The following is a 13,347-nucleotide window of genomic DNA, read 5'->3' as shown; positions in this document are numbered from 1 at the left end:
CGAGTTTGGCGCGCACGCCAAACTCTCCGTTCGAACAAGCGCCGCGAGCCAGAACACGTACGCGCCGCGCGATACGCGCCTGCGGCGCTCTCGTCGCCGCGCTGGGGCGCGGGGCACACCCGCCGCAGGCGCCTGTGCTTTATTGCGCGCCGCAGCCCGCCCGCACGCAGCTTTGCTGTGACATACGGGCACACCACCGGTGGCATGCCTCGGTGCATCTGCAACGCCGCGTGCGGCCGGGCTGCGGCGCGCAATCAAGCACAGGCGCTGTCGGTGAACGGTCTTGCGGCCAGCACGGCGACGAGAGCGCGTAGCGCGTATCGCGCCGGGCGTACGTGGACATGCTCGCGCCGCTTGTTCGCGCGGAGTGTTTGGCGTGCGCGCCAAACGCGCAGCAAGTTGCGGCGCAGGGCCGCGAGACCGTTCGGCGACAGGAATCCGGTAGGGCTGCGCGATGAGCGCGGCCCGACGGACGCCGTAGCGCGCGCCGCGGCCCGGCCGCACGCGGCGTTGCCGCGAGGTCGCGGAGAGTCAACTCCCGCCAGAAACTGACGGAACGCGACGAGCCTCGCGCACATGGCGCGAGGTTCCTGCCGCCATGTTCCCACCCGCGCCGTGAGATCACCCGGGCCAAGCGGCGCGGCGCTCCTGTACGGCAGACACAGACACGTCAGGAAGATGCCGAGACACCAGCTCGAGCACTTCGCCTTCGAGCGCGTGCAGGAGATCGAATCCGGCATACACGGGCCCATCGAGAATCGCGGCCATGCGCTGCGCGAGCCGCGGCGGCGCCAGCGTGAATCCGCTCGCGAGCTTCTCCAGCCGCTTGACCTGAAAACGCGTGTAGTAGCGTCCGTTGAGTCCCGCCAGCACGCCGAGCAGCCGGTACACCGCGTCCACCTGAAGCTCGCGGCACCACAAAGGCGTGTCGCGGTGAACGATCTGCGCGATGGCGCGCCACGGAATGGGCGTGGAGAGGAAATGCTGGACCATCGCGCGGCCCAGCGCGGGCGGGAACGCCGCGAGCCGCGCCTTCGCCGCGGCCAGCAGCGGCGCGCCGGCCAGCGCTTCGGCCTTGAGCAGGCCTTCGGCCAGCTTGTGCAGCGGGGTATCGGCGTTGTGGCGCACGAGCAGCTCGTCGATGTCGCGCGCGAGTCCATCGTGTGTCGCATAGGCGATCTGCACTTCGATGCCTTCGATGCGCAACGCCGCCATGAGCTCACCCTCGGCGAGCGACCCGACGCGCCAGAACCACGCGCTGCCGCCCGCCGCGGCGCACGCAGCGAGGAGAGGTGCCTCGGTATCGGGTAGCCGCGACAACACGATGCTCATGTCGATATCGGATCGCTCGTCGGCGGTGCCGTCGACGGTGGAGCCCGATACGAGCGCGAGGAGTGCGGGGTCGCCGAGCGCGACGTGCGCGTCCGCGACGCGGGCGGCGAGCGCGCGGCGCAGCTGGGCGGCTGACGAATTCATGTCCTGAAATCGGTTCCCGATCCGGAACGGCCTTCTGCCGACACGTCTATCATGCCGCGAGTCTGTCGAGATGCACAGGAGTCTTGTGCGAAACCCGAACGGAGCGCCCGGTGAAACTCCTCGTATTGCACGGCCCGAACCTGAACCTCTTCGGGCGCCGCGAGCCGCACATCTACGGCCGCACCACGCTCGCAGAGATCGATGCGATGCTCGCCGCGCTCGCCACGGAGCTCGGCGTGCAGCTCGAGACGATCCAGTCGAATCACGAAGGTGCGTTGATCGACTTCCTGCATCGCTACATCGACGAGGCGCAGGGCGCGCTTGTCAATCCCGCCGGGCTCACGCAGCATAGCGTGCCGCTGCACGATGCCATCAAGGCCATGCCGTTTCCAGTGATCGAAGTGCACATGACCAACATCGCCGCGCGCGAGCACTGGCGCGCGCACTCGATCATCTCGCCCGCGGCGAAGGGCACGATCCAGGGCCTCGGCCCACTCTCGTACCTGATGGGGCTGCGGGCGCTGGCGGCATTGGCCGTCGAGCCGCGCGCGCAGGGTTGAGCCGATGGCCATGCAGGGGCGGGCGGCTCTCGCGATGTGGTGGGACATGGCGCCGGACCATCTCGCCGAATTCGAACACTGGCACACGCACGAGCATTACCCCGAGCGCCTGGCGATTCCAGGGTTTCGCAGGGCGAGCCGATGGCTCGATGCGAACGGGGGCGAAGCCGTCTTCCAGCTGTACGAACTCGCGCACTCCGGCGTTCTCACGTCGCAAGCCTATCTCGAGCGCCTGAACGCGCCCAGCCCCTGGTCTACGCGGATGATGCCGCATCATCGCAACATGATTCGCAGCCAGTGCAAAGTGATCTTCTCCAGCGGCGCGGTGACGGCCCGTCATGCACTCACCGTGAGGCTTTCACCCGCCCGCGGCCAAGCGCAAGCCCTGTCGAAGAGGCTCGAGCCGGTGCTGAGTGAACTGCCGATGCGCGCGGGGCTGGGCGGAGCCCACCTGCTGCGGCACAGGGCCGCGTCGATCCCGCTCACGACGGAGCAGAAGATTCGCGGAGGCGACCGGCACGCAGACTGGGTGTTGCTCGTCACGGGATACGACCGAAGCGCGCTGGACACGCTTGCGGAGCGCGAATTCAGCGAACCCGCGATGCGGGCGCTGGGCGCGGCGCCGGGCGCGGAGAGCGGCCGCTTCGAGCTCTCTTACTCGGCGACCTCGGCGGACATCGCGACCGGATGACGCGACGCGGTCCCTGGGCCGGCTCGCGAGGCTCGCTATTCGGGCGATGCGTAGTGCACGTAGGACTCGCGGACCATGCCGTCCGCGTCGAAGAACAGCACCTCGACCACGTGCGTGCCGGTGATGCCCTTGTAGTGAATGGCAATGCTGTCCACGCCTCGCAGCACGTCGAGCACGGTGAACTTGATGTGATCGAACACCTCGAAGCCCTTCTTCACGTAGGCCCGCAGCGCGGCCTTGCCCTGCACGGTGCCGCTGGGGTCGTGACTCAGCCGCGCGATCAGCGGGGAGTGAAAGGTCACGTCGTCCGTGTAGAAAGCCAGCACGCGGTCCAGGTCCTTGGATTCGAACGCGGCGACCCAGCGCTTGACGTAGTCGGCCGTCTTTTCCATCGTGAGCATCGGCATCTCCTCTTGGGCGGGTTACGCACGTCCCGATCCAGGCCGAGCGTCCGCCAAGTTTGCCATGCTTGCACTCAGAACTGCGTTCCCACCGTCAGATACACCCGAGGCGTGAGATAAAGCTCCCCCTGGCTCGTCGTCGTCCCCGCGACCGCATCCTCGTACCGCCGCATTCGCCGGTAGGGCGTGTTCGTGATGTTCTGCAGCCCGATGCGCCAGTAGCCGAGCCCGCTCACCACGCCGCCGACGTGCACGTCGAGCGTCGCCCGCGCCTCGTCGCGCCCGGTGCGGCCCGGCCCCGTCATGAGGTCCGCCGCGCCGTTCACGTTGAGCGTGAACCCGCCGAAGAGCCCGCCCGTGCGGCGGATCGGCTTCGCGACATTCAGGCTCGCCGTGTAGCGCGGCTGCCCCGGGATGCGTTGCCCCGTGTTGGGCCCGCTCGTCATGCGCGACTGCAGCAGGCTGAAGTTGGCATTGATCGTCCACGCGCGCGGCAGGCCGAACAGGCCGAGGTTCGTGCGCGCATCGAATTCGAGGCCCCACACCGTCGCATCGCCCACGTTGCTGCGCTGTTCGACCCAGCGGTTGCCCGCGAGCGTCACAAGCGGTCCGATGGCGTCGTGCACGCGACGCACGAAGAGATTGCCGCCGGCCTGTCCGTCCGCGCCGAGCCGCCGCTCGACGCCCGTGTCGAGCGCCAGCGACGTTTCGGGTCGCAGCGCGGGGTTGCCCATCGTGTCCGGATTCACGAGCGAGTTCTGCCCGGTGCTCGGCGTGGTGCGATCCACGAGGTCCCACACGCGCGGATTGCGCGTGGTCCGCGCGAGGTTCGCGCGCCACTGCCATTGCGTGCCCCACGGCTCGCGCAGGTGGATGGACGGCTGCACGACCGGAATGTGACGGCGCACCGTGCCGAGCGTGGGCCCGCGCGTCGTGATGCCGATGGACTCGCCGCGCAGCCCGGCGGTGATCGTGCCGCGCTCGCCCCACGCCCATTCGTCCTGCACCCACAGGATGCGGCGCTCCAGCGTCGCCTCTGCGCTGAACGGTCCGGTGGCGCTGCTGTCGGTGTCGATGCCCAGGGTGCGATGCTCGACTTCCACGCCGCCCATGCGCAGCAGCGCGGAGGTCGTGCCGGAAAGCTTCGACTTGAAATCGGCGACGTCCTCGCGCCGGCGATCGGTGAAGAACGTCGCGCCTCCCGTCCCCGGCCCCGCGATCACGTTGCCCGCGCGATCGACGTCTTCACGCAGCCGGTTCGCCGAGACGGTCGTCTCCAGCTTGCTGTTTTCGAAACGGTGCGTCCAGTCGGCGGCGAGCGTCGCGAAGCGGCGCACCTGCTCTTGCCGGTTGCGGACGACCGACGTGGTGGACAGATCGTCATCGAAGGTGGTCGTGCTGTCCAGGAAGCCGCCGAAGGTCGCGCGGCTGAAGAAGCCGCGCAAGGTGAGCTGGTCGTCGCGCGCAAGCTTGCCCGTGAGTCGCGGGGTCAGCGAGTACTCCTGCCGGTGATAGCGTGCGACGTTCACGCTCTCGCTCGACGAGACGGGACCGTCGACGCGGCTGTGGCTGTTCGAGCCGAGGAGGACGCCCGTGCTGCTCGCGGCCAGAAAGTAGGCCCATGGATCGTCTCCCGGCTGGCCGACCGTTGCCGGTGGCCGCTCGCTCAGCGGTCCGGTTCGGGAGAAGAAGACTTGTCCGCGGTGCCGTCCCCACACGGTGTTGTCCGTGATGCGGATCGAGGTTTCGCGCCGCACGGTCGCCTGGCGCAGCACGATGTTGATGGTGCCGCCCGTGGCGCCGGAGAATTCCGCCGACGGCGAGCGCACGACCTCGATGCGTTCCACCATCTCGGGCGGTAGCTGGTCCAGCGCAAGCTGGCCGCGGCCCGTCGCCTGCCGCTGCCCATCCACCAGCAACTGCGTCGCGCTTCGCTCCATGCCGCGCATGCGGATTTCGACGCTGCCGTCGGCCGCCGTGTTGACCACCACGCCGGGCAACTGCTTCAGCACGTCCGCGACCGAGAACGCTCCCAGCCGTTCGATGTCGGCGCGGTCCAGCACCACCATCGAGCCCGGTGCGAAGAACCGGTCCTGCACGGCGCGCCTGCCGGTGACCTCCACCGAGTCGAGCTGCACGCCCTCGCCGCCGGCCTCCGGCGGCTGCTGCGCATGCGCCGCGCGGGGACATGAGAGCGCCACACATGCAAGCGCCATCCATGCGAGCGCGAGCCATCCTGCACGCCACGATCGCGCCACGCCGGACCCCTCGTTTGTTCTGGTGGCCCCATTGTGCCGGGCGCGCGTGAGCATCGCCGTCGTGGACGACGGCGGCCACGTGTGCGGCGCAATCCGCCTCGATGGCGCGCCGCCTTCCACGGCCGCCATCGCCGCCGACAAGGCTCGCACCGCCGCGCTCATCCGCCGCCCGGGCAAGGCATTCGAGGATCTCGTGAACGGCGGCCGCGTCGCGATGCTGTCGGTCGCGGGCCTGGGAAGCCTGCTCGACGGCAGCCAGCCGCTCGTCGTGAAAGACCAGTGCGTGGGCGCGGTGGGTGTCTCCGGCGGGCGTCCGCCGGAGGACAACGCCGTGATCGAGGCCGTGCTGCGCGCGTGGGGGAGCTGATCGGCGCGAGAGGCCCTCGCGCGCGCTTCGTCAGACCGCGCCGGAGGCGGCGCCGCCGTTCGCCTGCCGTGACGGAATGGCTTCGGTCCACACGACGACGTCCCCTTCGGTCATCGTGCTCGCGGACGTGAGCCGGCCGTCGACGTACCCGAGCGCTTCGACGTCGTGCAGATACTGCTCGCGCGAGAGCAGCGTGCCCGCGCACACGTGCGCGTCCTTCGGCGCTTCACGCGTTTCCTGCGCGGCGCGCGCGAGAAATTCCTCCATCACCCAGCGCGGGATGCGGTGCCGCTCGCCGGGATAGATGAAGCCGAAGAGCACGAGGTGCGCGAAGAGCACGCGCCAGTGCGTGCCGAATCGCGTGACGAGGCCGGGCCAGTCGAGCTGCTCCGCGGTCGACTGCAGCAGGTGCGCGACGTCGGCGCCGTCGAAGCGTTCTCGCTCCATGATGAACGCCTTCGACGCGAGGCTGTCCTCCACGTTCGCGATGCGCACCGGCACGCCGAGGATTTGCGCCACCGGGTTGCGGCGAAACCAGCTGTCGTCGACCGGCGTGAGGCCGTTGCCGGAATTGAAGATGAGGTCGATGAAATCCTCGCCGTCGTACACCTTGGCGAGCCAGTGCGGATACGCCATCTCGGTGCGCCAGCCGTGCGCCTGCATGCGGTCGGCAACGCGTTCGAAATCTTCCCGGCGGATGAAGAGATCGAGGTCCTTCGTCGCGCGGCGGATGCCCGTGAAGCAGGCGTGAGCGAACGCGCCGCCGACCAGAAACGGGATGCCGGCATCGGCCAGCGTCCTGAGCGCGTTGCGATAGAACGCCGCGGTGGGCGGCGAGACTTCCTCTTCGAGCGAGGGGACGAGGTGCTTGCCGGACATGGAGCGAAGGCTAAGCAGGGTCGAGGTCCGCGCTACACGGCGGCAAGCGGCAAATCGGGGAGGAGGATCAACCTCAAGCGAAGTCAGCGCCGGCCTACAGACCGGCTGTGGCAGGCGCGGCACAGTGGATGCCCATGGGCAAATCGGCCAGCACCGTGCGCTTCGCCGTCGTGGGCGACCTGCACGTGAAGAAGGATTCGGCGGGGAGCTTGCGGCCCCTCTTCGCCCAGGCGGCGCAAGAGGCGGATGCGCTGCTCCTGTGCGGCGACCTGACGGACTACGGCACGGCCGAAGAAGCGAAGATCCTCGCGGACGAGCTGGGCGGCCTGGCCATCCCGGTGGTTGCGGTGCTCGGCAACCACGACTACGAATCGGCGTCGCCGGAAGTCGTCACGCAGACGCTCAAACACGCCGGCGTGCGCGTGCTCGATGGCGAAGCCGTGGAAATCGAAGGCGTGGGCATCGCCGGCACGAAGGGCTTCGCGGGCGGCTTCGGCCGCGGCTCGCTCGGTGCGTGGGGCGAGCCCGCGATCAAGGTCTTCGTGCAGGAGGCGCTGAACGAGGCCCTCAAGCTCGAATCGGCGCTCGCGAAGCTGCGCACGCTGCGGCGCATCGCGATGCTGCACTACTCGCCGATCGTGGGCACCGTGGAGGGCGAGCCGGTGGACATCTATCCATTCCTCGGCAGCAGCCGGCTCGAGGAGCCGTTGCTGCGGTATCCGGTGGATGCGATCTTCCATGGGCATGCGCACCGCGGCACGATGCAGGCGAAGACGGTGACGGGCGTGCCGGTGTACAACGTGGCGAAGCCCCTGCTGCAGCGTGCGCGGCCGGACAAGCCGCCGTTCCTGCTGTTCGAGTTGCCGAGGTGACCGGGACGAACTGAAAGGAGCCGCCGGCGATTCACGTCCGCGGCTCGGGCACGAGCTCCAGCCGCAGACGCGCGAGCAGCGAACGCAGCTCCTCCCGTTCCTGCCCGGACCACTCGGCGAACAAGTCCGCCAGATGCGCGCGCCGCGCCGCGACGAGCCGGCCCGCCGCTTCGCAGCCGCTTTCGCTCACCTTCCATCCCGCCGGGCCCTCGGGGCGCGGCTGAAGCCATCCGGCCGTGACGAGTTCCGATGCGGCGAGCGCGAGCTCCCGCGGCTCGAAGGGCGACGCCGCCTGCAGCGTCCGCGCGCTCGCCTGCGGGTCCTCGCACAGGCGCGCGAGCAGCCAGGCGGCCGCCGGCCGGATGTCGAAGCCCGCGCGCGCGACGATGCGCGCGATGTGCTCGCGCTTCAGGTCGCGATCCATCACCGCCGCGAGCCCGCGCACGAGTTCCTCGTCCGGCTCCGGCGATTCGGGCATCGCGACGGCTTCGCCCGCGTCCTTGCCCCAGTCGGCGCTGGCCGCGGCGAGCGTCTCGCGCAGCGGCCGCTCGGGCAGGGCCCAGCTCAACGCGAATCCCGCGAGCGCGGCCGCCGCCGCGGTGAGAAACACCGTCTCCATCGAGTCCGTGATCAGCTGCGTGAACTGCGCGCGCTCCGGTGCGGGCAGGCTCGCGATCGTATGCAGGTTGATGCCCTGGCTGCCGCCCGCCAGCGCCGCGCCGTGCAACGACGTCGCATCGTGGCCGAAGCCCGCGACGAAGATCACGCCCAGGAGTGCCGTGCCGACCGCGCCGCCGACGGAGCGGAAGAGCGAGTTCCCCGAGGTCGCGACGCCCAGGTCGCGGTAAGCCACCGAGTTCTGCACGGCCAGCACGAGCACCTGCATGACGAGGCCCATGCCCGCGCCGAGCACGAACGCCGCCGTGAGGATCACGGGGAGCGGCGACGACAGGGTGCGCGACAGGACAAAGAGCGCGACCGTCATGAGCGCCGTGCCCGCGATGGGAAAGACCTTGTAGCGGCCGGTCCGGCTGATGACCTGTCCCGACGCGATCGACGACAGCAGCATGCCGCCGATCATCGGCAGCATCTGCAGGCCCGCGGCCGTCGGACTCTGGCCGCGGGCCGCCTGGAGGAACACCGGCAGGTAAGTGACCGAGCCGAACATCGCGAAGCCCGCGATCAGGCCGATCGCGCAGGTGACGACGAACGCGCGGTTGCGAAAGAGGTGCATCGGCAAGACGGGCTCGGCCGCGCGGCGCTCGATGAAGGCAAGAGCAACGATCGCCATCAGCGCGAGCGCGGCAAGCCCCAGCACGCGCGAGTCTTCGAAGCCGGACGCGCCGCCCGCCATGTCGGTGGCGAGCACGATCGACGTGAGCGCGACGGTCAGCAGCACGGCGCCCGGAATGTCGATGCGATGGCGCACCCGCCGCGACACGGAAGGCAGCGTCGCGCCGACGAGCGCGAGCGCGACGATGCCCAGCGGCAGGTTGATGTAGAAGATCCAGCGCCAGGACCAGTGCGTCGTGAGCCAGCCGCCGATGAGCGGGCCGGCCGCGCTCGACAGGCCGAACACCGCGCCGAACAGGCCCTGGTAGCGGCCCCGTTCGCGGGGCGGCACGAGGTCCGCGATGGCCGCCATCGCCGTCACCATCAGGCCGCCACCGCCGCAGCCCTGGATCGCGCGGAACGCGATCAACTCGAACATGTTGCGCGACAGGCCGCACAGCACCGAGCCCGCGAGGAACAGGACGACCGCCGACTGCAGCATCCTCTTGCGGCCGTACAGGTCGCCCAGCTTGCCGTAGATCGGCGTGATCACGGTCTGCGCGAGCAGGTACGAGGTGACGACCCACGAGAGCTTGTCGAGGCCGCCCAGCTCGCCCACGATCGTGGGCAGCGCCGTGCCGACCACGGTCTGGTCGAGCGCGGCGAGGAACATCGCGAGCAGGATGCCGCTGAAGGCGGTGAGGACCTGGCGGCGGGGCGAGGGTGCCGCGTCCGCGGCGGGAAGGGGCAAGGCGGTGGACATGGCCCGGTTCACTTTAGGCAGGCGCGGCCGCGCCGCGGGTAGGAAATCGACCCGAGGCGCTCCAGGCAAGTAGCTGATCCAGGGCAAACAAAGCCGCAAGAGTCGCTCGGGCCGTGTGGACCCACGGCCGGGCAGAACCTAAACTGCGGGGGCCATGACACAGGAAAAGCTCCTGCTCGATCACGTCTACGCGAATGCCGAACGCTTCGCGAACGAGATTTTCCTCACGCAGCCGCTCGGCCACGGCCGCGTCGCCGACTACACATGGGCGCAGGTGCTGGACGAGGCGCTGCGCATGGCCGCGCACCTGCGCGGGCTCGGCCTCGAGCCGGGAGCGCGCATCGGGCTGCTGTCGAAGAATTGCGCGCACTTCGTGATCGCGGAGCTCGCGATCTGGATCGGCGGCTATACGACGGTGGCGATCTTTCCGACCGAGACGGCCGAGACCGTGCACTACGTGCTCGATCACAGCGGCGCGAGCCTGCTCTTCGTGGGCAAACTCGACTTCTGGGAAAGGCAGGCGCCCGGCGTGCCCGCAGGGTTGCCGCGGATCGCACTGCCGCTCGCGCCGGCGGGCAGTGGGGAGCCGTGGAACGAAATCGTCGCGCGCACGCAGCCCCTTCAGGGCCGGCCCGGCCGCAAGCCCGATGACCTCGCGATGCTCCTCTACACCTCGGGCTCCACCGGCACGCCCAAGGGCGTGATGACGAGCTTTCGCGCGATCTCGCGCGTGGCCGAAGGCGTGCAGGCCGACCTGCGCAATCGCATCCCGCGCCACGAACCCGCGCGAGCGCTCTCGTACCTGCCGCTCGCGCACAGCTTCGAGCGGACCTGGATCGAGGCGTGCTCCCTGATGGACGGCCGCACGCGCATCTACTTCGCGGAGTCGCTCAACACATTCATCGAGGACCTGCAGCGCGCCCGGCCCACGCATTTCATTTCGGTGCCCCGCCTGTGGCTCAAGTTCCAGCAGGGCGTCTACGCGAAGTTGCCGCCGCGCATGCTGGATGTCCTGCTCTCGCTGCCGCTCGTGGGCCGCCTCGTCGCGCGCAAGGTGCTGAAGGGCCTGGGCCTCGACTGCGTGTACGTTGCCGCGAGCGGCTCCGCGCCCATCCCGCCGGAGCTCATCTCCTGGTACCGCCGCATCGGCCTCAATCTCTTCGAAGGCTACGGCATGAGCGAGGACAACTCGTTCTCGCACGCTTCCAACGAAGGCGCCCACGCGCCGGGCTACGTGGGCGTGCCGCTCCCCGGCGTGGAGGTGAAGCTCGCCGACGACGGCGAGATACTCGTGCGCTCGCCGGGGCAGTGCAGCGGCTACTGGAAGCAGCCCGAACTCACGGCGCAGTCTTTCACCGAGGACGGTTTCTTCCGCACCGGCGACCTGGGCGAACACGACGGCCGGGGACTGCTCAAGGTGACGGGGCGCGTGAAGGAACTCTTCAAGACGAGCAAGGGCGAATACATCTCGCCCGCACCCATCGAAAACGAACTGAACGCCGACCCGATGGTGGAACTCTCGGTCGTGACCGGCTCGGGACAGGCGCAGCCCTATGCGATGGTCATGCTGGCCGAAGACCTGCGCGCCCGCCAGAAGGACCCCGCCGTTCGCGCGGAGGTGAATCGCGAACTGTCGGAGCTGCTGCATCGCGTGAACGCGGCGCTGCCGGCGCATGCGCGGCTTGGACGAATCGTCGTCGTCGAAGAGCCCTGGAGCATCGAGAACGGCCGCCTCACGCCGACGATGAAGGTGCGGCGCGCGCGCATCGAGGCGGACGCCGCGCAGCACCGGGCGGAATGGGACCGCGGGGCGGACAGTGTCGTCTGGGCCTGATGAAACAGGCCGCGCCGTTCGCCACGGCGGCGACCGCGTGGCCGCCGCGCTGCAAGCGCACGGCGTGCGATTCGTGTTCACGCTCTGCGGCGGCCACATCTCGCCGATCCTCTCGGCTGCGAAGTCGCGCGGCATGCGCATCGTCGACGTGCGCGACGAAGTCACGGCGGTCTTCGCGGCCGATGCGGCGGCGCGGCTCACCGGCGTGCCGGGCGTGGCGGCCGTCACCGCCGGCCCCGGCATCACGAACACGATCACGGCACTGAAGAACGCGCAGCTCGCGCAGTCGCCGCTCGTGCTGCTGGGGGGCGCCGCGCCGACGGCGCTGCAGGGGCGCGGCGCCTTGCAGGACATCGACCAGCGGCCGCTCGTCGCGCCGCACGTGAAGCGCTTCATCAAGCTCGTGCGCGTGCGCGATCTCGCGTCGTCGGTGGAAGAAGCGTTCGCGGTGGCGCAAAGCGGCATTCCCGGGCCCGTGTTCATCGAGTGCCCGGTGGATCTGCTCTACGACGAAGGCTCGATTCGCCAGTGGTATGCGGACGCGAGCGGCCACGGCACGTCGGCGGCGGAGCGCCTATTGCGCTGGTACCTGGCGCGGCACGTGCGCCGCATGTTCGAGGGTGCGGACGCGCCCGTCGAGCCGCGCGCGCGTGCGATCGACGTGCCGTATGCCGGCGATGCCGCGCTGCGCGCCGCGCTCGCAGCGCTCGGGCGCGCCGAGCGGCCGTTGATGATCGTGGGCAGCCAGGCGATGGCCGATGCGCCGCGGGCCGGCGAGCTCGCGCAGGCGGTGGCGCGCATGGGCGTGCCGGTGTATCTCTCGGGCATGGCGCGCGGGCTGCTCGGCGCGAATCACCCGCTGCACATGCGGCACAAGCGGCGCGAGGCGCTGCGCGAGGCCGATTGCGTGCTGCTGGCCGGCGTGCCGTGCGACTTCCGGCTCGACTACGGACGCCACGTGCGGCGCAGTGCGACGCTGGTGGCGATCAATCGCAGCCGCAAGGACGCGTTCCTGAATCGCCGCCCGCAAGTGGCGGCGATCGGCGATGCGGGCGCGTTCCTGCGCGACCTGGCCGCGAGGCAAGGCGGCGGCGCATGGCCGCGGTGGATCGCGCAACTGCGCGAGCGCGACGACGCGCGCGAACGCGAGATCGACGAGGAAGCGCGCGCCGAAGGCGACTTCGTGAATCCGCTCGCGCTGCTGCGTGCGCTCGACGGTGAGTTGAACGATGGCGATCTGCTGGTGGCCGACGGAGGCGACTTCGTCGCGACGGCGTCGTACGTGCTTCGGCCGCGCACGCCATTGAGCTGGCTCGACCCGGGCGCCTTCGGCACGCTCGGCGTGGGCGCGGGATTCGCGCTCGGCGCGGCGCTCGCGCGGCCCGATGCCCAGCCGTGGATCGTCTTCGGCGATGGGGCTTGCGGCTGGGGGCTCGCGGAGTTCGACACGTTCGTGCGGCATCGCATCCCGGTGATCGCGGTGGTCGGCAACGACGCGGGCTGGACGCAGATCGCTCGCGAGCAGGTGAAGATGCTGCACGACGACGTGGCGACGGTGCTGGCCCGCACCGACTATCACAGAGTGGCCGAAGGGTTCGGCGCGGAAGGGATTGTCGTGCGCAGGCTGGCGGAGTTCCCCGAAGCCGTCGCTCGTGCGCGCGCCGCTGCGCGCGCGGGCCGGCCGGCGTTGATCAACGTGTGGCTGGACAAGACGGCGTTTCGCGAGGGGTCGCTGTCGATGTGAGGGGTTGGCTGGAGCATCGCGCGGCCGCCGTTTTGCGTCGATGAATGTTCGTGACGGAGCCTGCTATCCGGTGGACGGGGGATTTCTCGCTCGCTGAAGTGAGGTGGCATCGGGCGGGGAGCATGCCGGCTGTGTGACTCCGTCATTCCCGCGAAGGCGGGAATCCAGGGCGTCCAAAAGCCCCTGGATTCCCGCCTTCGCGGGAATGACGGCACGGCGGTCGCGCCTGC

10 protein-coding genes and 1 pseudogene are annotated in these 13,347 nt (G+C 69.8%); 6 read left to right on the top strand and 5 right to left on the bottom strand.

Features of this window, described 5'->3' with window-relative positions; genetic code table 11:
* Positions 1-621 precede the first annotated feature (621 nt).
* On the bottom strand, positions 622-1,476 hold the full coding sequence (locus tag VHA82_RS13270; RefSeq protein ID WP_325544378.1) for a hypothetical protein: 855 nt from the start codon (positions 1,474-1,476) through the stop codon (positions 622-624).
* A 110-nt stretch (positions 1,477-1,586) separates the two neighbouring features.
* On the opposite strand from VHA82_RS13270, the gene VHA82_RS13265 reads away from it, so the two are divergent.
* Together VHA82_RS13265 and VHA82_RS13260 are read left to right on the top strand one after the other, a co-directional pair.
* Positions 1,587-2,036 (top strand): type II 3-dehydroquinate dehydratase, encoded by a 450-nt coding sequence (locus VHA82_RS13265; RefSeq protein WP_325544376.1) that lies wholly within the window; start codon positions 1,587-1,589, stop codon positions 2,034-2,036.
* A 4-nt stretch (positions 2,037-2,040) separates the two neighbouring features.
* Positions 2,041-2,727 carry a hypothetical protein gene (locus VHA82_RS13260; protein WP_325544374.1) on the top strand — a complete coding sequence of 229 codons (687 nt, stop codon included), beginning with the start codon at positions 2,041-2,043 and terminating at the stop codon, positions 2,725-2,727.
* A 35-nt stretch (positions 2,728-2,762) separates the two neighbouring features.
* Here VHA82_RS13260 and VHA82_RS13255 read toward each other — a convergent pair whose 3' ends face one another.
* Both VHA82_RS13255 and VHA82_RS13250 read right to left on the bottom strand, forming a co-directional pair.
* Positions 2,763-3,128, bottom strand: a complete 366-nt coding sequence (locus VHA82_RS13255; protein WP_325544372.1) for a nuclear transport factor 2 family protein — start codon at positions 3,126-3,128, stop codon at positions 2,763-2,765.
* A 74-nt stretch (positions 3,129-3,202) separates the two neighbouring features.
* Complete coding sequence (locus VHA82_RS13250; protein ID WP_325544369.1) at positions 3,203-5,386, bottom strand: TonB-dependent receptor; 2,184 nt, start codon at positions 5,384-5,386, stop codon at positions 3,203-3,205.
* A 46-nt stretch (positions 5,387-5,432) separates the two neighbouring features.
* On the opposite strand from VHA82_RS13250, the gene VHA82_RS13245 reads away from it, so the two are divergent.
* Positions 5,433-5,753: a heme-binding protein gene (locus tag VHA82_RS13245; protein WP_325544367.1), complete on the top strand. Its 321-nt coding sequence runs from the start codon at positions 5,433-5,435 to the stop codon at positions 5,751-5,753.
* Between the two features lie 30 nt (positions 5,754-5,783).
* Here VHA82_RS13245 and VHA82_RS13240 read toward each other — a convergent pair whose 3' ends face one another.
* The gene (locus VHA82_RS13240) at positions 5,784-6,632 is read right to left on the bottom strand and encodes a nucleotidyltransferase (RefSeq protein WP_325544364.1); all 849 of its coding nucleotides are present in this window, start codon (positions 6,630-6,632) and stop codon (positions 5,784-5,786) included.
* A gap of 134 nt (positions 6,633-6,766) precedes the next feature.
* Here VHA82_RS13240 and VHA82_RS13235 point away from each other — a divergent pair, with 134 nt between their 5' ends.
* Complete coding sequence (locus VHA82_RS13235) at positions 6,767-7,504, top strand: metallophosphoesterase family protein (protein ID WP_325544362.1); 738 nt, start codon at positions 6,767-6,769, stop codon at positions 7,502-7,504.
* A 532-nt stretch (positions 7,505-8,036) separates the two neighbouring features.
* Here VHA82_RS13235 and VHA82_RS13230 read toward each other — a convergent pair.
* A pseudogene (locus VHA82_RS13230) lies at positions 8,037-9,539 on the bottom strand (MDR family MFS transporter); the annotation flags it as partial.
* Positions 9,540-9,693: 154 nt separating this feature from the next.
* Here VHA82_RS13230 and VHA82_RS13225 point away from each other — a divergent pair.
* Positions 9,694-11,373, top strand: a complete 1,680-nt coding sequence (locus tag VHA82_RS13225; protein ID WP_325544358.1) for an AMP-binding protein — start codon at positions 9,694-9,696, stop codon at positions 11,371-11,373.
* Positions 11,357-13,117, top strand: a complete 1,761-nt coding sequence (locus VHA82_RS13220; RefSeq protein ID WP_325544355.1) for a thiamine pyrophosphate-binding protein — start codon at positions 11,357-11,359, stop codon at positions 13,115-13,117. Before VHA82_RS13225 ends, VHA82_RS13220 begins: the two co-directional genes overlap by 17 nt.
* Positions 13,118-13,347 lie beyond the last annotated feature (230 nt).

The organism is Ramlibacter sp., assembly GCF_035548915.1.
Lineage (GTDB): Bacteria > Pseudomonadota > Gammaproteobacteria > Burkholderiales > Burkholderiaceae_C > Ramlibacter.
This window is presented reverse-complemented; position numbering and strand designations above follow the sequence as displayed.

What these genes read in the sequence shown, in the direction of transcription:
- VHA82_RS13270 (WP_325544378.1), bottom strand. Translation starts at nt 1,476, where the DNA reads ATGAATTCGTCAGCCGCCCAGCTGCGCCGCGCGCTCGCCGCCCGCGTC.
- VHA82_RS13260 (WP_325544374.1), top strand. Translation starts at nt 2,041, where the DNA reads ATGGCCATGCAGGGGCGGGCGGCTCTCGCGATGTGGTGGGACATGGCG.
- VHA82_RS13255 (WP_325544372.1), bottom strand. Translation starts at nt 3,128, where the DNA reads ATGCTCACGATGGAAAAGACGGCCGACTACGTCAAGCGCTGGGTCGCC.
- VHA82_RS13240 (WP_325544364.1), bottom strand. Translation starts at nt 6,632, where the DNA reads ATGTCCGGCAAGCACCTCGTCCCCTCGCTCGAAGAGGAAGTCTCGCCG.
- VHA82_RS13235 (WP_325544362.1), top strand. Translation starts at nt 6,767, where the DNA reads ATGGGCAAATCGGCCAGCACCGTGCGCTTCGCCGTCGTGGGCGACCTG.
- VHA82_RS13225 (WP_325544358.1), top strand. Translation starts at nt 9,694, where the DNA reads ATGACACAGGAAAAGCTCCTGCTCGATCACGTCTACGCGAATGCCGAA.